The sequence below is a fragment of the Pseudomonas sp. C9 genome (assembly GCF_002000165.1).
Taxonomy (GTDB): Bacteria; Pseudomonadota; Gammaproteobacteria; order Pseudomonadales; family Pseudomonadaceae; genus Aquipseudomonas.
On record NZ_MPAK01000001.1, the window covers coordinates 5,641,278 to 5,664,302 of the forward strand.

The 23,025-nt window shown below is 57.9% G+C and carries 24 protein-coding genes; 7 read left to right on the forward strand and 17 right to left on the reverse strand.

What is annotated here, in order from left to right; all coding sequences use genetic code 11:
* The first annotated feature begins 49 nt into the window (after nt 1-49).
* The gene (locus BMS17_RS26310) at nt 50-541 is read left to right on the forward strand and encodes a GNAT family N-acetyltransferase (RefSeq protein WP_046033187.1); all 492 of its coding nucleotides are present in this window, start codon (nt 50-52) and stop codon (nt 539-541) included.
* Between the two features lie 71 nt (nt 542-612).
* Here BMS17_RS26310 and BMS17_RS26315 read toward each other — a convergent pair whose 3' ends face one another.
* The 3 genes from BMS17_RS26315 to BMS17_RS26325 form a co-directional block, all read right to left on the reverse strand.
* Complete coding sequence (locus BMS17_RS26315) at nt 613-822, reverse strand: hypothetical protein (RefSeq protein ID WP_046033086.1); 210 nt, start codon at nt 820-822, stop codon at nt 613-615.
* A 181-nt stretch (nt 823-1,003) separates the two neighbouring features.
* Nucleotides 1,004-2,740, reverse strand: a complete 1,737-nt coding sequence (locus tag BMS17_RS26320; RefSeq protein WP_077432115.1) for a phosphoethanolamine transferase CptA — start codon at nt 2,738-2,740, stop codon at nt 1,004-1,006.
* A 187-nt stretch (nt 2,741-2,927) separates the two neighbouring features.
* Nucleotides 2,928-3,110 (reverse strand): DUF6026 family protein, encoded by a 183-nt coding sequence (locus tag BMS17_RS26325; protein ID WP_046033088.1) that lies wholly within the window; start codon nt 3,108-3,110, stop codon nt 2,928-2,930.
* Between the two features lie 271 nt (nt 3,111-3,381).
* Here BMS17_RS26325 and gnd point away from each other — a divergent pair, with 271 nt between their 5' ends.
* From gnd to BMS17_RS26340, 3 genes are read left to right on the forward strand one after another with little or no spacing between them, the layout of a single operon-like run.
* On the forward strand, nt 3,382-4,362 hold the full coding sequence (gnd, locus tag BMS17_RS26330) for a phosphogluconate dehydrogenase (NAD(+)-dependent, decarboxylating) (protein ID WP_046033089.1): 981 nt from the start codon (nt 3,382-3,384) through the stop codon (nt 4,360-4,362).
* Nucleotides 4,359-5,882, forward strand: coding sequence for a glucose-6-phosphate dehydrogenase (zwf, locus tag BMS17_RS26335; RefSeq protein ID WP_046033090.1), 1,524 nt, complete (start codon nt 4,359-4,361; stop codon nt 5,880-5,882). Before gnd ends, zwf begins: the two co-directional genes overlap by 4 nt.
* Nucleotides 5,879-6,700, forward strand: coding sequence for a Cof-type HAD-IIB family hydrolase (locus BMS17_RS26340; protein WP_077432116.1), 822 nt, complete (start codon nt 5,879-5,881; stop codon nt 6,698-6,700). The genes zwf and BMS17_RS26340 overlap by 4 nt, the downstream gene beginning before the upstream one ends.
* A 26-nt stretch (nt 6,701-6,726) precedes the next feature.
* Here BMS17_RS26340 and nhaB read toward each other — a convergent pair whose 3' ends face one another.
* From nhaB to BMS17_RS26355, 3 genes are all read right to left on the reverse strand, one after another.
* Entirely contained in the window at nt 6,727-8,229 is a 1,503-nt protein-coding gene (nhaB, locus tag BMS17_RS26345; RefSeq protein WP_077432117.1) for a sodium/proton antiporter NhaB, read from the reverse strand.
* A 76-nt stretch (nt 8,230-8,305) separates the two neighbouring features.
* Nucleotides 8,306-9,595: a delta-60 repeat domain-containing protein gene (locus BMS17_RS26350; RefSeq protein ID WP_046033093.1), complete on the reverse strand. Its 1,290-nt coding sequence runs from the start codon at nt 9,593-9,595 to the stop codon at nt 8,306-8,308.
* A 275-nt stretch (nt 9,596-9,870) separates the two neighbouring features.
* Nucleotides 9,871-10,137 carry a hypothetical protein gene (locus tag BMS17_RS26355; RefSeq protein ID WP_046033094.1) on the reverse strand — a complete coding sequence of 89 codons (267 nt, stop codon included), beginning with the start codon at nt 10,135-10,137 and terminating at the stop codon, nt 9,871-9,873.
* 343 nt (nt 10,138-10,480) lie between these two features.
* On the opposite strand from BMS17_RS26355, the gene BMS17_RS26360 reads away from it, so the two are divergent.
* Nucleotides 10,481-11,806 carry a sigma-54 dependent transcriptional regulator gene (locus BMS17_RS26360; protein ID WP_046033095.1) on the forward strand — a complete coding sequence of 442 codons (1,326 nt, stop codon included), beginning with the start codon at nt 10,481-10,483 and terminating at the stop codon, nt 11,804-11,806.
* Between the two features lie 69 nt (nt 11,807-11,875).
* Here the strand turns inward: BMS17_RS26360 and BMS17_RS26365 are convergent, their stop codons facing one another.
* The 9 genes from BMS17_RS26365 to BMS17_RS26405 form a co-directional block, all read right to left on the reverse strand.
* The gene (locus tag BMS17_RS26365; protein ID WP_046033096.1) at nt 11,876-13,180 is read right to left on the reverse strand and encodes a hypothetical protein; all 1,305 of its coding nucleotides are present in this window, start codon (nt 13,178-13,180) and stop codon (nt 11,876-11,878) included.
* A 45-nt stretch (nt 13,181-13,225) separates the two neighbouring features.
* Nucleotides 13,226-13,978 carry a hypothetical protein gene (locus BMS17_RS26370; RefSeq protein WP_046033097.1) on the reverse strand — a complete coding sequence of 251 codons (753 nt, stop codon included), beginning with the start codon at nt 13,976-13,978 and terminating at the stop codon, nt 13,226-13,228.
* A 44-nt stretch (nt 13,979-14,022) separates the two neighbouring features.
* Complete coding sequence (locus tag BMS17_RS26375) at nt 14,023-14,703, reverse strand: C39 family peptidase (protein WP_046033098.1); 681 nt, start codon at nt 14,701-14,703, stop codon at nt 14,023-14,025.
* Between the two features lie 64 nt (nt 14,704-14,767).
* Nucleotides 14,768-15,787, reverse strand: coding sequence for a hypothetical protein (locus tag BMS17_RS26380; RefSeq protein ID WP_046033099.1), 1,020 nt, complete (start codon nt 15,785-15,787; stop codon nt 14,768-14,770).
* 63 nt (nt 15,788-15,850) lie between these two features.
* Nucleotides 15,851-16,429, reverse strand: a complete 579-nt coding sequence (locus tag BMS17_RS26385) for a hypothetical protein (protein WP_046033100.1) — start codon at nt 16,427-16,429, stop codon at nt 15,851-15,853.
* A gap of 1 nt (nt 16,430) precedes the next feature.
* Entirely contained in the window at nt 16,431-16,880 is a 450-nt protein-coding gene (locus tag BMS17_RS26390) for a hypothetical protein (protein WP_046033101.1), read from the reverse strand.
* 356 nt (nt 16,881-17,236) lie between these two features.
* Complete coding sequence (locus tag BMS17_RS26395; protein WP_046033102.1) at nt 17,237-17,761, reverse strand: AAA family ATPase; 525 nt, start codon at nt 17,759-17,761, stop codon at nt 17,237-17,239.
* A complete protein-coding gene (pnuC, locus tag BMS17_RS26400; RefSeq protein WP_046033103.1) occupies nt 17,758-18,321 on the reverse strand; it encodes a nicotinamide riboside transporter PnuC in 564 nt (187 codons plus the stop codon). The genes BMS17_RS26395 and pnuC overlap by 4 nt, the downstream gene beginning before the upstream one ends.
* Nucleotides 18,322-18,532: 211 nt before the next feature.
* The gene (locus BMS17_RS26405) at nt 18,533-20,167 is read right to left on the reverse strand and encodes a methyl-accepting chemotaxis protein (RefSeq protein WP_046033104.1); all 1,635 of its coding nucleotides are present in this window, start codon (nt 20,165-20,167) and stop codon (nt 18,533-18,535) included.
* Between the two features lie 290 nt (nt 20,168-20,457).
* On the opposite strand from BMS17_RS26405, the gene BMS17_RS26410 reads away from it, so the two are divergent.
* Together BMS17_RS26410 and BMS17_RS26415 are read left to right on the forward strand one after the other, a co-directional pair.
* Nucleotides 20,458-21,288, forward strand: a complete 831-nt coding sequence (locus BMS17_RS26410) for an undecaprenyl-diphosphate phosphatase (protein ID WP_077432119.1) — start codon at nt 20,458-20,460, stop codon at nt 21,286-21,288.
* Nucleotides 21,285-21,716: a DUF1294 domain-containing protein gene (locus BMS17_RS26415; RefSeq protein WP_046033106.1), complete on the forward strand. Its 432-nt coding sequence runs from the start codon at nt 21,285-21,287 to the stop codon at nt 21,714-21,716. Before BMS17_RS26410 ends, BMS17_RS26415 begins: the two co-directional genes overlap by 4 nt.
* Here the strand turns inward: BMS17_RS26415 and BMS17_RS26420 are convergent.
* Both BMS17_RS26420 and BMS17_RS26425 read right to left on the reverse strand, forming a co-directional pair.
* Nucleotides 21,713-22,072, reverse strand: a complete 360-nt coding sequence (locus BMS17_RS26420) for an MmcQ/YjbR family DNA-binding protein (RefSeq protein WP_046033107.1) — start codon at nt 22,070-22,072, stop codon at nt 21,713-21,715. The genes BMS17_RS26415 and BMS17_RS26420 overlap by 4 nt on opposite strands.
* Nucleotides 22,069-22,977 (reverse strand): LysR substrate-binding domain-containing protein, encoded by a 909-nt coding sequence (locus BMS17_RS26425; RefSeq protein ID WP_046033108.1) that lies wholly within the window; start codon nt 22,975-22,977, stop codon nt 22,069-22,071. Before BMS17_RS26425 ends, BMS17_RS26420 begins: the two co-directional genes overlap by 4 nt.
* Nucleotides 22,978-23,025: the final 48 nt, after the last annotated feature.

Sequence of the window (23,025 nt, forward strand, 5' to 3'; positions counted from 1 at the left end):
CGGCGCGAGTGACGCGCCGGAACCACTTGATGGGATAGCGACAATGGAAATGGAATCCGCAGACATTCTTGTACTTCAGGCCAGCTATACCAACCCGGTGCATGCCGAAGCCATTGGCGTGGTGCTCAATGCCTATGCCCAAGACCCGATGGGCGGAGGGCATTCGTTGCCCGAAGATATTCTGCAGCAGTTGCCGGGGGAGCTGGCCAAGCGTCCCCACGCCTTCAGTGTATTGGCCTTTGTCGACGGTGCACCGGCGGGGCTGGTCAACTGCTTCGAAGGCTTTTCGACCTTTGCCTGCCGACCGCTGGTCAACGTTCACGACGTGTCGGTGGTGCCGCAGTTTCGTGGCCTGGGCCTGAGCCAGAAAATGCTGCAAAAAGTTGAAGACATTGCGCGCCAGCGTGGCTGCTGCAAGATCACTCTGGAAGTCCTTGAAGGTAACGCCGTCGCGCAAGCGTCTTACGGCAAGTTCGGTTTTGCCGCCGGCATGTTCGACCCGGCCCATGGCCGCATGCTGTTCTGGACCAAGAACCTTTAACCGGGGGGCACTTGAACGCGTTCGAGCAGGCATAAAAAAGGGCGTCCATCAGGACGCCCGGCTGGCTTCGATTACTTCGGTCTGTAGGATTCGGTCATTTGTGCGGTTTGATCGCTGGGAACGCGAAGTTCAATGTTTTTGACCTCAAAGCCATTTGCCTTTTGCTGCGCGAGATGCAAAGTCTCGTAGTAATACTGCATGCGTTCGGAGCCGTATTCTGCAAAGGCAGTGGCAGAGCCGAACGTCATCAGGCCAGCAACGATCAGGGTCGTATATTTCATGGGTGCCTCCCATTACGGGTTCAGGGCCTTTCGTCCATGAAGCTATGTCGCACGGACATTATCTGCCGATTCCGTCAAATGGGAATGAGCACGCCAGAGCCGGGCGCCCGTGATTGAAAAGGGGGAGGAGGAACTGCGCGATGCGCAACAAAAAGGGGCCGGAACCGGCCCCTGAATGGATCTACTGTTTAACGACGGCTGGAGCCACTTTAGGCTTCATCAAACTGAAGTCGATCAGCGGACGGGCCTCACGCTCGTAAGGGTTGCCGATCATCAGTGGGCGCGGCTTGAAGCTGTCACTGACCAGGCTCTTGCTGCGGTCCAGTTCATCAGTACTCAACCCGGCCAGGTCGGCCCAGGTGTGAATCAGTTGCGAGCTGCTGTAAGGCCGGCTCAGGTCGGCGGCAAAGCTCCAGTCATGGTTATCACGCCATTTCGGCGAAGCCCAGGCCATGAACGGAATGGTGTACATCGGTGCAGTCGGCTTGTTCTCGTTGCGCCCGAGGGTGCTGTGCCCCACGGAGTCAAACACATCTTCGCCGTGGTCGGAGAGGTACAGCAGGAAGCCGTTCGGGTCGGACTTGGCGTAGTCCTTGATCAGGCTCGATACGACGAAGTCGTTGTACAACACGGCATTGTCATAGCTGTTGTAGGTCGGCACCTGATCGTCGCGCACGCCGTCCGGCACGCCTTTGCGGTCGGTGAACTTGTCGAACGTCGGCGGGTAACGGTACTGGTAGCTCATGTGCGTACCGAGCAAATGCACAACGATCAGCTTGCGCGATGCGGCATCGGCCAGGGCCTTGTTGAACGGCTCGATGACATCGCCGTCGTACTGGGCGGCGTTCTGATTGCGGTTGTTGTTCAGGTACACCTGCTCGTCGGCCTGCTCGGAGAAGGTTGTCAGCATGGTGTTGCGCTTGGTCATGGTCTGCTGGTTGGTGATCCAGAACGTCTTGTAGCCCGCCTGTTTCATCATGCTGACCAGCGACGGCGTAGACAGGTAAAGGTCCGGGTGTTCTTCGTCGGCGAAAGTCAGCACCTGCTGCAACGCCTCGATGGTGTAAGGGCGTGGGGTGATGACGTTGTCGAAGACCGCCAGTTGATCTTTAAGCTTGTCCAGCTCCGGCGTGGTCTCGCGCGGGTAACCGTAGAGGCTCATGCGCTGACGGTTGGTGGACTCGCCGATCACCAGCACCAGGGTCGCGGGCTGGTTGGCCATCGTGTCCGCCAGGTTTTTCAACGGGGGGATCTTGCTTGCGCTGTGCAGCATGTCTTGCATGCCTGCCAGGGTTTCCAGGTAGCGGTGATAGGCCACGGCCATCTGCCAAGGCACGGCGGGCTCGATGCGGGTTTCGAACTTATCGAAACCTTCCGCGAAACTGCCGGTGCGCGCGGTCTGTTTGACCAGCGGGTAACCGACCACGGCGATCACGATCGCCGTCGCGGCAACCAGTGCCTGCCAGCGCGGCAGGACCACCGGGCGCAAGCGGGTCCACAGGAAATAAGCGAACAGCGTATGGGCAAGGAATGCCGCGACCATCCACCAGGCAAAATACTGGGTCATGTACTCGCCGGCTTCAGAGATGTTCGATTCGAACATGATGAAGATGACGCTCTGGGAAAATTCCTGTTGGTAGATAAAGAAATAACCCAGGCTGGCCATCGAACAGGCCCACAGCACGACGCCGATCACTGCCGCCATCACACGCGTCTGTTTAGGGAACAACAGCATCGGTGCAAGCCAGATGGCGCTCATCACAAAGGCCTGGCGAAACCCGGTAAAACCCGAGGTGCCGTTCAGTTGAATGAGTAATTGAGTGATACCGGAAAAATACCAGAAGAACAGGAATAACCAGAGAAGTCCTGCCCAATCGAAACCTATCGCAGACGTGTTGCTGCGTTTAAACAATGCCATTCAACGCTCCAGCCAGAAATCACTTCAACGTCGAACCATCCATTGCCGACGAACAGAAACCACCCGAAAACCGAGCGGCAATAAGGGGGCGGCAGTATCAATAGGCAAATGTGAAAAAATTGTGAAAAACGAGGGGCAAAACGAGATCGGAAACAGTTCGAGACTGTTTCCGAATCACCTGAACAGATCAGGCGTGGGGGGCGCGCTGGGTGACGGGCAGGGGTGGTGATTGGGTGCCTTGAGTCAACTGGCGCAGTTGCGCAAGTTCCTGCTTCAAGAGGTCGCGCTCTTCTTTCAACTGACGCAATTCATCACGACGGATCGTGACGTAAAGGGTTTGTGCTGGCCGTGCTGCGTGTACTGTGCCCATTGCTCACCTCGCAAATGGTTGACTCAACTGTAGAACCGCCCCCTGCAATCAGGTGCTGATCTACTATCGGCGCTGATTTTGATTTCTTTTGCCCCTCAAGGGAACTTTTTTATTTTTCATGGTCGTTGTGTCTTCGGCGCGATTACCGACGTTATCCATCAGGATCGGGCACAATGCCCGGAAACTATGTGCCAACGCTCTGGACTAACCCCATGAGTCACGTTGGGCTATACCTTTGACACACTTTATTTGTAGTAGGGAGCATCAGCACATGCAACTCGGGATCATTGGACTGGGCCGCATGGGCGGCAATATTGCGCGGCGCCTGATGCTCAATGGGCATACCACTGTCGTTTACGACCGCAATACCGCCTTCATCGACACCTTGACTGCCGAGGGCGCCAAGGGCGCCGCAGACTTGCCAGCCCTGGTGGCTGGCCTGGCCAAACCACGAGCGGTCTGGGTCATGTTGCCGGCCGGCGCACCGACCGAAGACACCATCGACACCCTGAGCACCTTGCTCGAAGCCGGCGACACCATCATCGACGGCGGCAACACCTTCTATAAGGACGACATCCGCCGAGCGAAAACCTTGTCGGAAAAAGGCCTGCACTACATCGACGTTGGCACTTCCGGCGGCGTCTGGGGCCTGGAACGCGGCTACTGCATGATGATCGGCGGCGATGCCGAGGTGGTTAAGCGCCTTGATCCGCTGTTCGATACCCTGGCACCTGGCATGGGTGATATCCCGCGCACCAAGGACCGCAAGTCCGATGACGATCGCGCCGAACGTGGCTACATCCACGCCGGCCCCGCAGGTGCAGGGCACTTCGTGAAGATGATCCACAACGGCATCGAGTACGGGATGATGCAGGCCTTCGCCGAAGGTTTCGATATCCTCAAAACCAAGTCCAGCACCAACCTGCCGGAAGATCAGCGCTTTGATCTGAACGTCGGCGACATCGCCGAAGTCTGGCGTCGTGGCAGCGTGGTGTCGTCCTGGCTGCTCGACCTGACGGCCGACGCGCTGGCCAGCGATCCGAAACTCGACGGTTTTTCCGGTTCCGTGGCTGACAGCGGTGAAGGTCGCTGGACCATCGAAGCCGCCATGGAGCAATCGGTGCCGGTGCCGGTACTGTCGAACTCGCTGTTCTCGCGCTACCGTTCGCGTGGGCAAGGCACCTTTGGTGACAAGATTCTCTCGGCCCAGCGCTTCGGCTTCGGCGGCCATGTGGAGACTGCGAAAAAATGACCCACGCGATCCGCAAGAAATCCAAGGCAGAACCCGCGCCGCCCACCACGTTATTCCTGTTCGGTGCCCACGGTGACCTGGTCAAGCGCCTGCTGATGCCGGCGTTGTACAACCTGAGTCGCGATGGTTTGCTGGGGGATGGCTTGCGGATCATCGGCGTGGATCACAACGCCATTACTGACGAAGCCTTCGCCCGCAAACTCGAAGATTTCATTCGAAGCGAAATGGCGGCCAAGTCGGGCAAGGGCGATCAAGCCCTTGACCCGCAGGTGTGGGCCAAACTGGCCAAAGGCATCAGCTACGTCCAGGGCGACTTCCTGGACGACAGCACTTATCAAGCGCTGGCGGCGAAAATCGCCGCCAGCGGCACTGGCAATGCGGTGTTCTACCTGGCCACCGCGCCACGTTTCTTCAGCGAAGTGGTGCGTCGCCTCGGCGCCGCAGGCTTGCTGGTGGAAACACCCGAAGCCTTCAGAAGGGTGGTCATCGAAAAGCCGTTCGGGTCCGATCTGCAAACCGCGCAAGCCTTGAATGCCTGCTTGCTCAAAGTGATGACGGAAAACCAGATCTACCGGATCGATCACTACCTGGGCAAGGAAACCGTACAGAACATTCTGATCAGCCGGTTTTCCAACAGCCTGTTCGAAGCGTTCTGGAACAATCATTACATCGACCACGTGCAAATCACTGCCGCCGAAACCGTCGGCGTGGAAACCCGTGGCAGTTTTTATGAACACACCGGCGCCCTGCGGGACATGGTGCCCAACCACCTGTTCCAGCTCCTGGCGATGGTGGCAATGGAACCGCCAGCGGCGTTTGGCGCCGATGCGGTACGCGGTGAAAAAGCCAAAGTCGTGGGGGCCATTCGCCCCTGGTCTACCGAAGACGCCCGAGCCAATTCGATTCGCGGTCAATACGCCACGGGCGAAGTCGACGGCAAGCCGTTGCCGGGGTATCGCCAGGAAAACAACGTGGCGCCCGACAGCAACACCGAAACCTATGTCGCGCTCAAAGTCATGATCGACAACTGGCGCTGGGTCGGCGTGCCGTTCTACCTGCGCACGGGCAAACGCATGAGCGTGCGCGACACCGAGATTGTCATCTGTTTCAAACCGGCGCCGTATGCCCAATTTCGCGACACCGAGGTCGATGAGTTGCAACCGACCTATCTGCGGATCCAGATCCAGCCCAACGAAGGCATGTGGTTCGACCTGTTGGCCAAACGACCGGGCCCGGCCTTGAACATGGCCAATATCGAGCTGGGTTTTGCCTATAAGGATTTCTTCGAAATGCAGCCGTCCACCGGCTACGAAACGCTGATCTACGACTGCCTGACGGGCGATCAGACGCTGTTCCAGCGTGCCGACAATATCGAGAATGGCTGGCGCGCTGTGCAGCCGTTCCTCGATGCCTGGCAGCAGGACGCAACGGTCCAGAGTTACGCGGCCGGCGAAGACGGCCCGGCAGCCGCCGACGAGCTGCTGGCCCGTGACGGTCGCGTTTGGCACAGCCTCGGATGAAGGGGGAAACGCAGCAGCCCATCCGTTTTCTGCTCAGTGACATGGACGGCACCTTGCTGCTGCCTGATCACACGCTCAGCCAGCGCACCATTGCGGCGGTACGTTCGCTGCGCGAGGCGGGCGTGCTGTTCAGCCTGGCCACCGGGCGCCCGCCCAAAGCGATGTTGCAGCAGATTGAAGCGTTGGGTGTCGATCTGCCGACGGCGGCGTTCAATGGCGGCACGATCGTCAATCCGGACGGAAGTTTGCTAGTTGCCCATTACTTGCCGGCGACGGCTGCGCTCACCACATTGACGCTGTTCGCCGATCTGCCGGACATTGAGGTTTGGGTGTTCAGCGGCGGCGACTGGCTGCTGAAGGATGCAAACGGCCCCATGGTTCCCCGGGAACAGCATGGCCTAGGGTATCCGCCCGTAGTGGTGGAGAGTTTTGAACCTTACCTGGAGCGCATCGACAAGATTGTCGCGGCGAGTAACAACACCGGGTTGCTGATCGAACTGGAAGCGCAATTGCTGGCCAATGTCGCAGGTCAGGCCCAGGTCTCGCGCTCACAACCGGTGTATCTGGACGTGACCGCGATGCAGGCGAACAAGGGTGCGGCGCTGGCGACACTGGCCGAACATCTCGGGGTGCCGCTGCAACAGACCGCCGCGCTGGGTGATGGCGGCAATGACCCGGCGATGTTTCATCGCGCCGGGCTGTCGATTGCCATGGGGCAGGCAGAGGAGGCCGTCAAGCGCCAGGCTGACGTGGTCACCGGGCCTAACACCGAAGACGGTGCTGCCCAGGCGATCGAGCGCTATATCCTCCCTCGCTGACTGACTCCTACAGTTTTTGTTCTGTGTTACAGCCAGAAACTCACCGCATACCAGCCCAACACACCCATCACCACGGTGTACGGCAACGCCATCCACACCATGCAGCCGTACGACAGGCGAATCAGCGGGGCAATTGCCGAGGTCAGCAAAAACAGAAACGCGGCTTGTCCATTAGGCGTCGCCACGCTGGGCAGGTTCGTCCCGGTATTGATCGCAATGGCCAGTGTCTCGAATTGTTCACGGCTCATGTGGCCGGAGATGAACGCGCGTTTCACTTCGGTGATGTAAATGGTCGCCACAAACACGTTGTCACTGATGGCTGACAGCAAGCCATTGGCGATAAACAACATGCCCGGTTGCTGGTCGGCCGGCAGTGCCAGTACCCACTGGATCAGCGGGGTGAACAATTGCTGGTCGTGAATCACCGCGACCACCGCAAAAAACACCACCAGTAACGCGGTGAAGGGCATGGCGTCCTTGAAGGCGTTGCCGATACGGTGCTCGTCGGTGATGCCGGTGAAGGCCGTGATCAACACGATCACCATCAAGCCGATCAGGCCGACTTCCGCGATGTGAAACGCCAACCCTGCAATCAGGATCAACGCGGCGGCACCTTGCACCAGTAAGGCGGCACGCTGGCGCGAAGTGCGCTCGGCGTTGTCTTCGGCGGCAAAGTTGGCCAGCACCGCCCGAACGTTGTCCGGCAGCAGTGTGCCGTAGCCGAACCAGCGCAGTTTTTCCAGGAGCACGCAGGTCAACAAACCGGCGGCCAGTACCGGCAGTGAGACGGGGGCAACTTTCAAAAAGAAATCGGAGAAATGCCAGCCCATCTCATGGCCGATCAGCAGGTTCTGCGGTTCACCCACCAGTGTGCAGACACCGCCTAACGCCGTGCCGACGGCACCGTGCATCAAAAGACTGCGCAGAAAGGCACGGAACTGTTCGAGGTCGCCATGGTGAAGCGTGGGCAATTGCTGGTCATCGCTGTACTCGCTGTCCTGGCGAGGATCATTGCCCGAGGCAACGCGGTGATACACCGAATAAAACCCCACGGCCGCACTGATAATCACCGCGGTCACGGTCAATGCGTCAAGGAAGGCCGAGAGGAATGCCGAGAGAAAGCAGAACATCAACGACAACAGCGCCTTGGAGCGAACCCCCAGCAACAAGCGCGAAAACAGAAACAGCAGCAGGTCTTTCATGAAGTAGATGCCGGCCACCATGAACATCAACAACAGGATGACCGGAAAGTTATGCACCAGTTCGTCATAAAGCGCCTGTGCCGTGGTCATTTTTAGCAGCAGGGCTTCAATCAGCAGCAACCCGCCGGGCATCAGCGGGTAACACTTGAGTGCCATGGCCAGGGTAAAGATGAACTCCAGCACCAGCAGCCAACCGGCCGCAACGGGGCCGACCGTCCACAGCACCAGTGCGTTGAGAATCAGGAAACCGAGAATGCTCGCCTTGTACCAGCGAGGTGAGTGGCCGAGAAAGTTGTGCGCGAACGCCTGGGCCATTGAACCGGACATCGGCTACTCCTTGTTTAAAGAAGCGCGCAACTTGCCGTAACAAGATGGGAATATCAAGTCCGGGAAAGGTAATGGATTACCCGAGATAGCGCACCACAACGGCCTTGTAGTTGCCATCCAGCGAATAACCGCCTACGACGATTCTTCCATCAGCTTGAACCGCTACCGACATAGCGGTATCCAGGCTGCGTCCCAGGCGGGTGCGAACCCAGCAGGTGCCTTCGGCGAAACCGGGGTCCAACTGCCCACCGGGTAAATACCGGGCTAAAAGGAAGTCGGCTTCGACGCCGCCGTTAGTGGCGCCAACTGCCAGCACTCGACCATCACCCTGGTGCAGGGCAGCGGTCCATTGGCAACCGCTGCGACCGACTTTCAGTAGTTGTGGCTGGCCGCCGTTGCAGTGAACATCGGGGCGGCCATTGCTGTGTATTTTGAAGGCCAGGCAGTGCATCGGGTCGCGGCTGCTGCCAAAGCACAGCAGGTCGCCATTTTCCATCTCGATGATCTGGTTGACCTGAGCGCCGCGCTCTTCAGCCCTGAACGACATAAAGCCATCCACGGCGAAAGAGTCATCCAGACGGCCATCGGGGAGGTAGCGCGCCAGTAAACCTTCCACGGGGAAATTAATCGATCCACCGACCATGATCCGGCCGTCTCGTTGCACCATGAGGCTACTGAGCCAGGAGTTCATCAGCAGGTGCCGGACGATGACAAAGCCGCGGCCATTGAAGGACGTATCCAATTGGCCATGGCGGGTAAGGCGTATCAACAGGCCGACATGATCGGCCAGTTCAAAATGGTGGTTGGCAAGCAGCAGGATCCCGCCGTCAGCCAGCACTTGGACGTCGCAGGCTTCGGCGCCTGGAACGCCAGGGGGAAGCCAGACATCGCGGGTGCCCAGGGACAAGTTTCCCGGCAGGCGAATGACACTGATCCCATTGTCACCAAAATGCCTGACCGGGTGACCTTGGGAATCGAACAGCGCCAAGGCTGGAAGCGTTCGGTGAGTGTCTTCATAGTGCAGCCCGGCCACCAGAATGTGTCCGTTGGCCAACAGATGCACTTTGCCCGCCATGGCTTCGAAGCCGCGCTGGAACTGCCCGATAACGCTGCCGTTATGGCCAAATGCAAGGTCCGCCGAACCGTCTTCCAGTAAACGGGCCAGGCCAAAGCAGTTACCACCTCGCAGGCCAACCGTCGCCGCCACCAGCACGCGGCCACTGGCGTCAATTTCCACGCTGTTGGCGATACTTGACGTACTCCCGGCGAAATACACCTGGGCTTTACCGCGGGCGGCGAAACTATTATCGAGATCGCCAGCCATGTACCGCGATACAGGTAGGGCAAAAGCAGTCTGGTGTGGCATGCGCGCCTCTCCTTGCGAGCTGTCCGAAACCCGGGGGCGGGAGGGCAACTGCCTGTGTGAAACATTCAATCCCTGAATGGGTAATCACACAACTGTCATAACTAACAGGCGGAGGGTCGCACTGTGCCAGAACAGTGTCTTTTCGAACCAAAGACAAGTGCGCCAAGTAATTCGAGGCGAAAAAGTTAGAGTGTTGGATGCGCTGTAACTGTTAAAACAGCCAACTAAAAGAAGGCAGGGGGGGCGGACTACGTTGAAGTAGTCCGCAGAGACCCTTAGTGCGGCATGGACCATGATTGCAGCTGATAACCTTTCTCGCTCAACTCGGCGCGGGCCTGCTGCAGCAGGTGTTCGAGTTGCGCAGGGTCGGAATACTCGCTGCTAGGGATTTGGGCGCGGCTAATGTGGGTGTTGGTGCGGTCGATGATGGTGATGCTGAGCTCACCATTGCCGTCTTGTGGGGCCCAGGCCACGCATTGGAAAGGTTTAAAAGCGCGGTCGGCAATCAAAAGAGCTTCGTTGATACGGAGCGGGGCGGTCATAGGATTTTCTCTCTGTGTGCCCAATCAAGTGATCTGCCGTCGGTTGGGCTTACCGTTCGGCTGGTTACTTGTACTGATGCCCCCAACATGGGGTCAGGTCACACACAAACAAAAGAAATTTCAACTTTCTTTCATATACTCAATGCAGGGGTATTGATTTGAAAGCTGAATGAAAGGTTCAACTCGTTAGGTCACTAACCAAGTCGTTCTTATAACTGTTTAAGCAGCCTCTCTATAGTCAATCGATACAAGGGTGTGTCAAATTCTTGCTAATGTTACAGCCAAGTCCGCCAAATGACTGTTTTTACTAATATTTCCTAAAATTTGGCGCCAAGGAACAGTCATGATCGAAGCGCCTGCGTTACGACGTCTGTTAGTAGTAGACCCCTGTGACGACTGCCATCGTCTGTTACCGGGTTTGCGCTCGGTGGGGTGGGATGTTGATAGCTGTTCCCTGGAGAACGCCGCCGATAGAACCTGCGACGTCGGCCTGTTGCGATTACAGCCCTTTCATCTGGAACGTCCCGAAGCCGTCAAAGAACTGATCAGCCGCAGCGGCACCGAGTGGATTGCGGTCCTTAACCAGGAAGTCCTGCGCTTGCAGAATGTCGGGGACTTCGTGTGCGAATGGTTTTTCGACTTCCATACTTTGCCCTTTGACGTCTCTCGGGTTCAGGTCACGCTGGGGCGGGCATTCGGCATGGCGCGCCTGCGTGGGCAGGGCACGATTCACATCGATCAGCCAGAACACGAACTACTGGGCGACAGCAAACCGATTCGCGAACTTCGCAAGTTGCTGAGCAAATTGGCGCCGACCGAATCACCGGTTTTGATCCGCGGTGAAAGCGGCACGGGCAAGGAGTTGGTCGCGCGCACGCTGCACCGACAGTCCCAGCGTCACAGCAAACCCTTTGTGGCGATCAACTGCGGTGCGATTCCAGAACATTTGATCCAGTCCGAGTTGTTTGGCCATGAAAAAGGCGCCTTCACCGGCGCTCACCAGCGCAAGGTCGGGCGGATAGAAGCCGCGAACGGCGGCACGTTATTCCTTGATGAAATCGGCGATTTACCGCTGGAACTGCAAGCCAATCTGTTGCGTTTCCTACAGGAAAAACACATCGAACGCGTAGGTGGGAGTCAGCCGATTCCGGTGGATGTGCGGGTTTTGGCGGCGACGCACGTCGACCTTGAGGCCGCCATTGAGAAGAAGCGTTTTCGTGAAGATTTATATTACCGCCTGAACGTCCTGCAAGTGGTGACGGCACCTCTGCGTGAACGTCACGGCGACCTGTCGATGCTGGCCAACCACTTTTCCCATTTCTACAGCCACGAAACCGGCCGACGGCCTCGCAGTTTCAGCGAAGACGCACTGATTGCCATGGGCAAACATGATTGGCCGGGCAATGTCCGTGAACTGGCCAATCGGGTGCGCCGCGGGTTGGTACTCGCCGAGGGGCGGCAGATCGAAGCGCGAGACTTGGGGTTGATCAGCCAGCAAGCCTTTGCCACCCCCATGGGCACCCTCGAAGACTACAAGACCCGTGCCGAGCGCCAGGCACTGTGCGATGTACTCAATCGGCACAGTGACAACCTGAGCGTTGCCGCCAGGGTCCTGGGCGTTTCCAGACCGACTTTCTACCGATTGCTGCACAAGCACCAGATCCGCTAGGGCGCGGTGAAACGAAAAGGCCCGCTGCGATTGACGTCGCAGCGGGCCTTTTCCTTGGGCTTGAAACAGTTAGAAGTAGTAAGGGAATTTCAGGCTGAACTGGAAGTCCGGGGCATCGTCCGTCATGCCCATGGACAGGTTGGGTACGATGGTCAGGTTGTCGGTAGCCGCAATGGTCATGCCGATGTTGAAATAACCGGCGTTGGCATCGCTGGCGACCACGGATTCCCAGTCACCCCCATCCTGTTTCAGCTTGCTTCTGCGTTGCACCAGGTCAGACACCGAGAACGACATACTCATCTTTTCGTTCAGCGCGAACGCAATACCGGCGCCGATCTGGAAGCTGTCGCCGATTTGTACTTTGCCTGGCGTTTTCTGGTTGACGGTAGCGCTGATGTCGTCGAAGGACTCTTCGAAGTTGTGGGTGTAAGACAAGCTGCCGAACAACACCGCCGGATCGAAGGTTTTGACCAGCGAAATACCCGGGGTGACCGACCAGACGCCGTTGCCGGTTGGCAGGGTGTCAGGCACGAACAGGTTGGTGTTGGCATCGGTCTGACGCAGCTTGATCCCGAACGGGTCCTTGCCTGTCGGCGCCTTGACCCGCAAGGTGACAACGGCATCCGGGGTATTCACCGATTCGTCCAAGAACTTGTAGGCAATCCCGAAGTTCACGTCGCCAATCGTCGGGTCTCTGGTGACAGTGTCTTCGGTTGTAACGTTGGCCGCGCCCTGGTTGCCGCCGCCGGACTGGTAAGTCGACTCGCGGTAAATCACCGGCACGTTCAGGTCGAACTGCCAGCGGTTGTTGTAGTTGTAGCGACCGGTGAGATCGAGTGTCCAGGTATCGGCCTTGATCCGGTCGAGGTTGATGTTGCCCAGGAAGATCGAGTCCAGTGCCAGGAAACCGTTGAGGATCAGCTGGCGGGTGTCGTATCGGGAGTAAGTGATCCCGGTCTCGACGCTGAATTTGCCGCCGCCAAAGAACCCGCTGGCTTCGTCATACAGGTTGGACACACTCTGTGCCGGTTGTGAATCGTCGGCCAGCGACTGGCCATAAGAACTGCCGCTGCCCCCGGCTGCACCCCCCGATGCCGCTGCTGCGCCGGTCCCTGCGGCCACCGCGTTCCCTCTCATGTCGGCTGGCGACTTGGCCAGGCGTTTCGGTGGGGGAGCTGCGGGTTGATCCTCTACCTGGCGAACCCGTTGTTCGAGTACCGCCAGGGCTTTTTGTTGTACTTCGTATCGTTGCTTTAACTCCAGAAGTTCCTGCTTCAGGGCCTCTACGTCCGCGTTGGGTGCCGCTTGAAGCATGGCGGCCGGAAATAGAGCACTCAGACAAACTACTGCACGCAGTGATACTGATCGATACATGAATAAGCCGTCCCTTTAAACCCAATGATCGAGACTGAGCGTAGTTCAATATCCCAAGGTACGGAGGGCGTTAAGTTGGGTCAGGTTGCAGTCCAATGCGCCAGCACTCGGGCCATTATTATTGAGTACTACGTTGAGTTGGGTAAGGTTGTTGACCAGGTTGCTGTTGCCCAGCAGCCGGGTGTTTTGTAGTAATCCTCCCTGGGCCACTTGCTGCAAAGCGTTGCCTTGATTGTTGTTGGCAGTGATGGCCATTTGAACGCCACCCCCAGTGGCAGTCACTGCCACGCTACCGGCGGCGTTGCTGCCGCTGATCGTTTGCCCGGCCAGCAAAGCCTGGCCCTGCCCCGGTACAAGCGCCGGTGCCTGGTTAGCTTCCTTCACATCGATCGAAACGTTGTTGTAAGCGGTGTTGCTATCGCCAGCTGCACGCACGCTTTGGGTAATGCCCTGGCTGGTGGCGAGTCCCGCGCCGCCGACTACATTGCCGGTGCCTTGTTCAGGTGTACCACCAGGACCGGAATTACCTGATTGTTTGATGGTTGATACATAGAATTCGGGTTTGATCGTTGCTGCCTGGATCTGCATGGACGTCGCCGCCCCGATGACGTCACCACTGGCATTGCGCCAGGTACTGCTCATTACAACGCCGAAGCTGATAATACGGCCCGGCATCACATAACGACCGCGCAACTGGGCGAGTTCCTGATCCTTTATTTCGATGGGCTTGAATCCATTGGCATAGCCTGATGCGCTCGCTGCCAGACAAACAGCGGCCAGCCAGTATGAGGTTTTCATCTGCTGCTCCCGGAGCATCCTGCTCCAATATCATCATTTGGCGATTAGAAGAAGTCGCTCTGTATGAAACCAAAATCCATCAACTCAGCATCTCTGACAGGGTTGAAGGTATCCAGCTTGTTCTTGGCTGTCAGCGGTACCGGTGGACTGCGTAATGCATTTGTTTTGTCGTAACCGGGACCTACGATAGCGAAGACTATGCCGTTCCAACCTTTGACAAAGTCATCATGGGAGTAGCGTTTGTGTCCGAGTACCGGGTCGCCGATGTAGACCCATTGCTTGTCCGCACGCTGCATCACCACGAAATGCTTGTATCCGCGAATTTCCATCAGTACCACCACCGGAATCGTTACTGCATCGAGCTTTTCAGGTGGGATCTTGTAGCCTCTGGCGCGCATGCCGATGCTTTCTATGTAGCGCTTCATGTCCAGCATGGAGAAACCTTGAGTACGAACAAGGTTCTGGTCAGCGTTGACCAGCATGCCTTTGATGATGTGCTCCTCATCGACGTCGAGCCAATAAGCCTGGCGTAACACCGTGGCCAGTGCGGCGGCGCCGCAGCTGAAATCGGTTTTCTGTTCGACGATGTCGGCAAACTTGCGCTCACGCAAACTCTGTACCTGCTTATAGACCAGCACGCCACCAGGCAGGGCGGCCACTGGCATCTGTGCGGCCTGAGTCAGGCCAGACAGGCAGAGTAGGGCGAAAAGGGCAGTCTTGCGCATGATCGATTACGCCTTTGCGGACTGTGGAAAAGCCCCGTTTCCGGGGCTTTCATTGCGATCGCGATTACAGGCAGGCTTTGCAACCTGCGGCGATGGACAGCGAGTTGCTTTGTTGGTTGCCGTTACCGGCCGATACGTTGGCTCCGCCATTACCGGAGAAGTTGTTCATCGAGTTGGTCATTGCAGCATTGTTGGTCACAGGGTTTTTCCAGCCGTCTGGGGTCAGCACTTGTTGAGTGGTAACACCGGCCAGGCCGAATACGCCGACTGCAACGAAGTCAGATTTGACTGTGCCATCGTCGTGACCGCCACCATGACCGCCCCCTCTGTTGTCATTACCATGGCCATGATCATGATCATCATCAGCAGGTTTAGACACTGCTTTGCCTGCTGCTACAAACCCGCCAGCAGCATGGAAGGTGCCTTTGAGCTCGTCTTTCTTGTAGGTCTGAGTGCCATAGTTAGACACGGAAAGACCACTGGAGGTTTGGTTAGCTTCAGCGGCTGCTGCGGCTACACGACCGCCGGATACAGCAATGGCCAGGTTGTTTTTCTGTTGGTTGAAATCGCCGGCGGTTACGTTGATGCCGATGTTGCCGGAACCACTGTTGCCTGCGTTGTTCAGGTTTGCGTTGTTGGTATTAGAGTAGTTGAGAACGGTGTTGCCGGTGTTGTTTTGAGTCGCGCTGGAAATAGCGACTGCGGAACCGAAGATAAAGCTTTCGTCAGCAGTGGCCAAAGCGGCGGCGTTGTCTTGTTGGTTGCCGTCACCGGCTGCAACGTTGGCGCCCATGTTGCCGTTGGAGTTATTCAACGAGCTGTCAGCTCTAGCGTCGTTTTTGGTGCCTTGGTTCAATACCCCGTTGTCACTGCTGTCCTGTTGGTCCATCACAGTGGCGCCGGCACCGGCAGAGATTGAAAGCATTTCTTCAAAAGTAGGGTGCTTAGGCTGATGGTTGTTATGCCCGTTGCCGTGACCGTTGCCATGACCGTGATCATCATCACGACCGCCTGCTTGTGCTGCGATTGCCATCACTGCTGCGAGAGCGAAAACCAGTGGTTTTAAGGCCATTGTAGGTTTCATGGTGTTTCTCCGTGCTTATTAGTTGGTTAAGTGTTGGTACTTTCTAATCGCACTGCGTTTGGGTCAGTCAGCGACCCGGATGCTGAGGGTGTTAGCCATTCGGTTCCCCACCCCAGCACTCTGGTTCACCTGGATAATCCCCCGGCTGCCGGTGAAGGCCTGGTCGCTGGTAACGACCTGGCGACTGCCGGTTTGGGGTCCAGTTGCTCCTGAGTTTGGTAACAACGCCACGTTCTGCTGGGACAGGGCGCTATCGTCGACGCTCTGCGGTGCAGCACTGATGCTGACGCGCATTGCGTTGGCCATTTGGTTGTTGGCCCCGGCGCTCTGGTTAACGCCCAGTACACCGTTGCCATTACTGAAAGAGGTGCCACCGATCGTGGATGTAGCGTTCATCGAAGGGTTGGCGGGGGTATCGATTTTCTGGTTGATGTGGGTGGACGCGCCGGCATTGGTGCCGATGGCGATAGCCCGGGTGTTGGTTTGTTGCAACTGATCCCCGGCCGCCTGGTTGACGTTGAAGTTGCCTTTGTACTGGACGCCGGAATCCTGGATGTTGGCGTTGTTCATGCTGGCGACGCCGGAGTCGGCCATGGCGCTTGCGCTGGCGAACAGGGCGAGGAAAATGAGGCTGCGATTCATGTCATTGACCTCCGGCCATTCTGGTCAGTGGGGCCAGGCCGGAGCTCATTGCCCGATTGATGGTTCCGGAAATCGCGGCACCACTGCCACCACCGTGACCGGCGCTCATACCAGGCATGCCGTTGGGGTTGGTGACGACGTTAAGGCCAGGCATGCTGTTCGTGGTTGGATTGATGTTGCCGCGAATGGATGAACCACTGGCCACGCTGGCGAACTCACCGTCGCTCAACTCAGTGTTGGTCATGGTTGTATTGATGCGTTCCGAAGGGTTGGCATTGACCGTGGTTGGATAGGGGTCTTTGCCGCCGTTACGGCCAATGGGGATAGGCTGGACATCGCGCTTGAGAGTAATGACGCCATTGCCATCGGCCTGAGCGTTCAGGCTGAGTACCGAACTGGCGGCACATCCGATCAGCAACAGGTATGAAATGCCTTTATTGAATGTCCCCACGGCAGCAATTCCTTCTTTTGTGGGCTGGCCCTAGTCAGCGTTGGGAAGGAGAGAGCGAAAGCTGTGCCGCTTTTTAATTGTTGTTTTAATTCAATGAGTTAGCCGTTTTTGAGAAGTGAGCGATACGTTTGCTGTTTCATGCGTGAGACAGCCAGGGCGAGGTTTTACTGACTAATCCCGACGCAAAGCTCTAGCACGGGGGTTTGCGCTGATGTGTTTCAACGGTTTAACAAGCACCATGACAAGATGATGAAGAGCGCTGAAACAGCCTGTTTGCGGGCAGATGAGTGTTTCAGGAGTGGACACCTTTTCCCCAAAACAGGGGGAATCACTGGGGAAATCACCCCAATGAAGGCTCAGCAATCCAGCAGGTGGCTCACCGCTTCAATCGCCTGAAACCGCCGTTGTGTCCAGCTTCCCTGAATAATCTGAAACGGCTGGCAGTGTTGTTCGAGCCAGGTCTGGGTCGACGTGAAAAATGCCAGGCGCTCACTCAGTTCGGGCTGACAACGCTGGCCGTCGTCCGTCCACTCGACCTGCTCCGGTGACAGCAGCAGGTGCAGATCGTAATGGCGGGCCAGCAACGCGGGCTCAAGCCATGCAGGGCAGTCGCCAAACAAGGTGTTGCTCCACAGGATATTGCTCAGCAAATGGGTGTCGAGAATTAAAAGTCGAGGCTGTCGGGAACGTGCTTCATCTTCCCATTGCAACTGGCCACGGGCGATCTCAGCAATATCGCCCAGGCAGGTGTCGCGGGGATTTTGTTCGATGAACCAACGCACGAATTCATCGACTCGCACGCCGCCAAAATGACCTTGTAACTCGGCCGCCAGCCAGCTCTTGCCGCTGGATTCGGGCCCCGTCAGCACCAGCACCTTCATGTGCGTAGCGCCGGGTCGGCCCGCCATTCACGCCAGCCTTGCACTGCCAGCAGCAGGAACAGTGCATAGAGGGCACAGGTGATGTACATGCCTTTGTAGATAAACAGCCCGACGAAAACCACATCGACGGCAATCCACAGTGGCCAGCATTGCACGCGTTTTTGCGCCATCCACATCTGTGCAACCAGGCTGAAGCCGGTCAGTGCGGCGTCGAGCCAAGGCTGGGCGGCATCGGTCCAGTGCGCCATGGCGGCGCCCAACAGCGCACTGCCCAGCGCGCCGACCGCAAGGCCAAGGGCTACCGACTTGCCATCGAGGCGACTGACCTGCCGACCGGTTTTCGCCTCGCCTGCGCGGGTCCATTGCCACCAGCCATAGAGTTGCAGCGCGGCGTAGATCACTTGCAGGAGCATGTCTGAATACAGCTTTACCTCAAAAAAGATCCAGCTATAAAGCAGCACCATGACCAGACCGATCGGCCAGCACCAGGGGTTCTGTTTGACGGTCAGCCAGACGGCGATTACACCGAGGGCAGCGGCAAACAGTTCAAGCCCGGACATGGAGGTTCCTTGGGAAAGCGAAGTGGGGGCGGATTGTACCGGCAGCCGCCGCCAAGTAGAACCAGCGCTGTAGCAGCTGTCGAGCAGCGCGAGGCTGCGTCCGGGGCCCCACAACGTGTCAGGACAGCCGCGTTCGCAGGTTTACGACGACTTCGTCACCGCCCGCAGCCGCCCGCAGCCTCGCGCTGCTCGACAGCTGCTACAGGGGGGGTTACACGCGAAATTGCTTGAGCAACCCGTTCAACTGTTCGCTCAGGTCTTTCAATCGCACACTGGCCACGCTCGATTGTTGCGCCGCCAGCGCGGTGCTGTGGGACAACTGTGCAGCCTGGGTCACGTTCTGATTGATGTCTTCCACCACATGGGCTTGCTGCAACGTCGCACTGGCGATCGATGCGTTCAACCCGTTGAGGTTACGTAATGCCTGGCCGATTGCCGTTAAACTCGCACCGGCCAGCCCGGCCTGTTCAATGGTCAGTTGCGATGCCCGGCTACTGTCGCCGATAACCTTGACCGCCGCTTCCGAGTGGTTTTGCAGGCGCTCGATCATCGACTGGATCTCCGCTGTCGACTTCTGCGTGCGCTGGGCCAACAGGCGCACTTCATCGGCCACCACCGCAAAACCACGCCCCTGTTCACCGGCCCGCGCAGCCTCGATGGCAGCGTTGAGGGCGAGCAGGTTGGTTTGTTCGGCGATGGAACGGATCACCTCCAGGACGCTGCCGATCTGCGTGCTTTCTGTGGCCAGGGTACGAATCACTTCCACGGCTTGATCGATGGTGCCGGACAGTTTGTCGATCTGCTGCAAGCTTCCGTCAATGTTGATCTGTCCCTGCTGCGCCTGAGACTCGGCATCGCGCATCTCGCTGGCCGCATGCTCGGCGTTCTTGGCCACATCCTGTACGCCGTAGGTCACTTCGTTGATCGCTGTGGCCACCAGCTCCATTTGCTGTGATTGCTGCTGACTGCGCTGCTGGGCCTGGGTGGCGTCATTGCCCAAGTCACTGGACGATTGCCCCAGGTCACTGGCGGACACCTGCAATTGGGTAATGACCTGGCGCAACTTGCTGGTAAAGGCATTGAAGTGTCGCGCCAATTGCGCCACCTCGTCGTTGCCATGGGTTTCTAGGCTGCGGGTCAGGTCACTTTCCCCGCTGGCGATATTGGCCATGGCATTCACCGTTTCCTGGAGCGGACGCACGATACTGCGCGCAATCAGCATGACCAGCAGGGCCATCACCAGGGCAATCACCACGCCGAGGGACGTCGCCTTCCAGACCTGGCCATAAAACTCCGCCTGCATGTCATCGATGTACACGCCCGACCCAATCACCCAGCCCCAGGGTTCGAAGAGTTTGACGTAGGAGGTTTTTTCTACCGGAGCACTGGCGCCTGGTTTCGGCCAGCGGTAATTGACCACGCCGGCGCCCTTAGCTTTGGCCACGGCGACCATTTCGTTAAACACCGCGAATCCGTCCGGGTCACGAATGGCCGACAGGTTCTGACCGTCGAGTTTGGGATTGGCCGGGTGCATGATCATCACCGGCGTCAGGTCGTTGATCCAGAAGTAGTCATTCTGGTCATAGCGCAACCCGCGAACCGCCGTCAGCGCCTGCTTTTGGGCGGCCTCACGGGTGAGGGTGCCCGCAGTCTCCAGGTCATGGTAGTAATTCAGAATGCCGCTGGCGGTCTGCACGACGTGCTGGGTTTTCTGGGCCTTGGCCTGATAAAGGTCGTCGTGAATCTGCTTGAGCATCAGCATGCCCAATGTCAGTAGCATCACCACCGACACGATCAAGATGAGCCACAAGCGCCGGCTGATCGACACACTGCGTAAGCTGTTCATAACGCTGTCACTCCGATTTCTTTTTCTTGTAATAAACGATTGCCAGCATCCAACCACGCTTTGCCGGTCGGGCATATGCGACCCAAGTCCTATTCCGCGGCAGCGTTATAAAGGCATGTCTGATAGGATTTCGGCCCCGCGCGGAAAAACCTGAATCCTTGCAGCTTTTCACGGAATTTTTACGGTTTCGTCTGGATCCTGTGCGCGCGGAACTTCAACTACGCTCAGCGCAATGAACGTTTTAAAAAACTAACGGGGCATGCCTGGGGGCATCGCTTCTTGGGGGATTGATGGATCTTTGGACCGCCTTTCAGGCATTGATACTTGGCGTAGTAGAAGGGCTGACGGAGTTTCTGCCCATTTCCAGTACCGGGCACCAAATCATCGTGGCCGACTTGCTCGACTTCGGTGGTGAACGCGCTATCGCGTTCAACATCATTATTCAATTGGGCGCGATCCTGGCGGTGGTGTGGGAATTTCGCCGCAAGATTCTCGATGTGGTCACGGGGTTGCCGACCCAACCGAGCGCTCGTCGATTCACGGCCAATCTGCTGATCGCATTCATGCCAGCCGTGGTGTTGGGGGTGATTTTCTCCGACTTGATTCACCACTACCTGTTCAACCCGATTACTGTCGCCACCGCGCTGGTTGTGGGCGGGATCATCATGTTGTGGGCCGAGAAGCGCCAACACGAAGTGCACGCCGAAACCGTTGACGAGATTACTTGGCAAGATGCGTTGAAAGTCGGTTTCGCTCAGTGCCTGGCAATGATTCCAGGTACATCGCGTTCCGGGTCGACCATCATCGGCGGGTTGCTGTTTGGCCTGTCGCGCAAGACCGCTACCGAGTTCTCGTTTTTCCTGGCGATGCCGACCATGGTCGCTGCGGCGGTGTACTCGGGCTTCAAATACCGTCACCTGTTCGTGCCTGCGGATTTCCCGGTGTTCGCGATTGGTTTCGTCACGGCGTTCATCTTCGCCATGATCGCGGTCCGTGGCTTGCTCAAGTTCATCGCCAGCCACAGCTACGCGGCGTTCGCCTGGTATCGCATCGTGTTCGGCCTGATCATTCTGGCCACTTGGCAATTTGGTTGGGTCGACTGGTCCGCGGCCAAGCCATGAGTGACGCCGGCACGCGCCACAACCCCGGGCGCAGGTCCGGGGGCGAGCACATTCAGCATCTACGACTCAAGCTGCTGGTTTTTGCAGCGCTGTGCGCGTTGCCGTTGGCAGGGTCGGTTTTGCTCTGGCTGCGCGGGGTGTCATTGATTCCGCTGGCGGCGTATGGGGGCGTCAGTGTGCTGGCGTTTTTCCTGTACTGGAGTGACAAGCGCAAGGCCCGCGCCGATACCTGGCGCACGCCGGAAAACGTCTTGCATGCGGTCGAACTGGCCGGCGGCTGGCCTGGCGCGTTGCTGGCTCAGCAAGTGTTCCGGCACAAGACTCGCAAAGTCTCGTTTCAGCTGTTGTTCTGGCTGATTGTGCTGTTGCATCAGGTGTTTTGGATCGATCAGCTGTTCCTCGGCGCCCACCTGTTGGCACTGTTTTAAAGCAGCAATCCAACCTGGGTACGCTTGGGCAACTTGCTCACCACCAGTTGGTGGGAACGTTGCAACAAGCCCTGCAGCTCTTCGGCGCCCAGCGGGTAGGGTGTTTGCATGATGATCCACTGGGCTCTCGCCAGATAGGGAGCCGGGTGGATGCCCGGTCGGTCGCAATGCCCCAGGAACAGGTCCTTGTCGACCTTGAAGGCCAGGGAGTCGCCGCGCAGGTTCTGCAACGCGAACATTTTGTTTCCGGCAATCGAAAACACCCGCACACCACCCCATTTATAGTCTTCCCGCGCACCCGGCAGCGCGAGACAGAACTGCGCGACATCCTCTTCGCTCATACGTCCAGCCTTCATATCAGTCGGTCCCCACAGGCATTGAATGATTCGATCAAATGGTCGAGCCAGGCGCGAACCGCCGGCATCACCCCGCGCCGATGAGGGTAGACCGCTTGTAGCCAGCCGCCAGGCAATGACCAGTCGGGCAGCAATTGGACTAGCGAACCGGCTTCCAGCTCTTGCTCGCAATACATCATGGGCAGCAGGGTAAAGCCCTGGCCGGCGAGGGTGCAGGCCTTGCGCACTATGAAGTCATCGATACCCAATCGCGCTTCCAGGCTCAGCTCGACGCTTTTTCCCTGGAGATCGAGCAGGCGGATATGCACCATGCGGTCGGCTTCGAGGGCGCCCAGCACCGGCAGGTTTCTGAGGTCTTCGGGCTGGTTGATTTCACGTCCGTGCAAAAAATCCGGGGTGGCGACCATGGCCATTTGTGCCTGGCGCAGGCGACGGGTCACCAGCAACGGATCTTCGTCGCCCAGTTCACGCACGCGCAAGGCGACATCGACGCCTTCAGTCACCAGGTCGACCCGGCGATTGAGCAGCATGACTTCCAGTTGTACCTGCGGGTATTTGTCCAGAAATCGGGCAATGACCGTCGGCAGCATTTCATGCGCCAGGCCGACGGGACAGGACACCCGCAACCGCCCGCGCGGTTCGCTGGACATGCTGGCGACCGCTTCATCGGCCATTTCGGCTTCCAGCAGCATCGCCTGACAGTGGCGCAAGTAACGCTCGCCCACCGCCGTCAGCTTGAGTTGCCGAGTGGTGCGTTGCAGCAGGCGCGCGCCCAGGCGTTCTTCCAGCTCGGCAATCCGGCGCGACAAGCGGGATTTGGGAATCCCGAGCACGCGACCTGCCGCCGCGAAGCCGCCGGCTTCAACCACCTTGGCAAAATAGTAGAGATCATTGAGGTCTTGCATGACAGTTGCTCGACTGTTCTATCAGTGGGACGAACTATCGCATTGTTG

Excerpts from the sequence above, each read along its gene's own strand:
- BMS17_RS26310 (WP_046033187.1), top strand. The coding sequence starts at position 50 with ATGGAATCCGCAGACATTCTTGTACTTCAGGCCAGCTATACCAACCCG.
- BMS17_RS26315 (WP_046033086.1), bottom strand. The coding sequence starts at position 822 with ATGAAATATACGACCCTGATCGTTGCTGGCCTGATGACGTTCGGCTCT.
- BMS17_RS26320 (WP_077432115.1), bottom strand. The coding sequence starts at position 2,740 with ATGGCATTGTTTAAACGCAGCAACACGTCTGCGATAGGTTTCGATTGG.
- BMS17_RS26325 (WP_046033088.1), bottom strand. The coding sequence starts at position 3,110 with ATGGGCACAGTACACGCAGCACGGCCAGCACAAACCCTTTACGTCACG.
- gnd (WP_046033089.1), top strand. The coding sequence starts at position 3,382 with ATGCAACTCGGGATCATTGGACTGGGCCGCATGGGCGGCAATATTGCG.
- zwf (WP_046033090.1), top strand. The coding sequence starts at position 4,359 with ATGACCCACGCGATCCGCAAGAAATCCAAGGCAGAACCCGCGCCGCCC.
- BMS17_RS26340 (WP_077432116.1), top strand. The coding sequence starts at position 5,879 with ATGAAGGGGGAAACGCAGCAGCCCATCCGTTTTCTGCTCAGTGACATG.
- nhaB (WP_077432117.1), bottom strand. The coding sequence starts at position 8,229 with ATGTCCGGTTCAATGGCCCAGGCGTTCGCGCACAACTTTCTCGGCCAC.
- BMS17_RS26350 (WP_046033093.1), bottom strand. The coding sequence starts at position 9,595 with ATGCCACACCAGACTGCTTTTGCCCTACCTGTATCGCGGTACATGGCT.
- BMS17_RS26355 (WP_046033094.1), bottom strand. The coding sequence starts at position 10,137 with ATGACCGCCCCGCTCCGTATCAACGAAGCTCTTTTGATTGCCGACCGC.
- BMS17_RS26360 (WP_046033095.1), top strand. The coding sequence starts at position 10,481 with ATGATCGAAGCGCCTGCGTTACGACGTCTGTTAGTAGTAGACCCCTGT.
- BMS17_RS26365 (WP_046033096.1), bottom strand. The coding sequence starts at position 13,180 with ATGTATCGATCAGTATCACTGCGTGCAGTAGTTTGTCTGAGTGCTCTA.
- BMS17_RS26370 (WP_046033097.1), bottom strand. The coding sequence starts at position 13,978 with ATGAAAACCTCATACTGGCTGGCCGCTGTTTGTCTGGCAGCGAGCGCA.
- BMS17_RS26375 (WP_046033098.1), bottom strand. The coding sequence starts at position 14,703 with ATGCGCAAGACTGCCCTTTTCGCCCTACTCTGCCTGTCTGGCCTGACT.
- BMS17_RS26380 (WP_046033099.1), bottom strand. The coding sequence starts at position 15,787 with ATGAAACCTACAATGGCCTTAAAACCACTGGTTTTCGCTCTCGCAGCA.
- BMS17_RS26385 (WP_046033100.1), bottom strand. The coding sequence starts at position 16,429 with ATGAATCGCAGCCTCATTTTCCTCGCCCTGTTCGCCAGCGCAAGCGCC.
- BMS17_RS26395 (WP_046033102.1), bottom strand. The coding sequence starts at position 17,761 with ATGAAGGTGCTGGTGCTGACGGGGCCCGAATCCAGCGGCAAGAGCTGG.
- pnuC (WP_046033103.1), bottom strand. The coding sequence starts at position 18,321 with ATGTCCGGGCTTGAACTGTTTGCCGCTGCCCTCGGTGTAATCGCCGTC.
- BMS17_RS26405 (WP_046033104.1), bottom strand. The coding sequence starts at position 20,167 with ATGAACAGCTTACGCAGTGTGTCGATCAGCCGGCGCTTGTGGCTCATC.
- BMS17_RS26410 (WP_077432119.1), top strand. The coding sequence starts at position 20,458 with ATGGATCTTTGGACCGCCTTTCAGGCATTGATACTTGGCGTAGTAGAA.
- BMS17_RS26415 (WP_046033106.1), top strand. The coding sequence starts at position 21,285 with ATGAGTGACGCCGGCACGCGCCACAACCCCGGGCGCAGGTCCGGGGGC.
- BMS17_RS26420 (WP_046033107.1), bottom strand. The coding sequence starts at position 22,072 with ATGAAGGCTGGACGTATGAGCGAAGAGGATGTCGCGCAGTTCTGTCTC.
- BMS17_RS26425 (WP_046033108.1), bottom strand. The coding sequence starts at position 22,977 with ATGCAAGACCTCAATGATCTCTACTATTTTGCCAAGGTGGTTGAAGCC.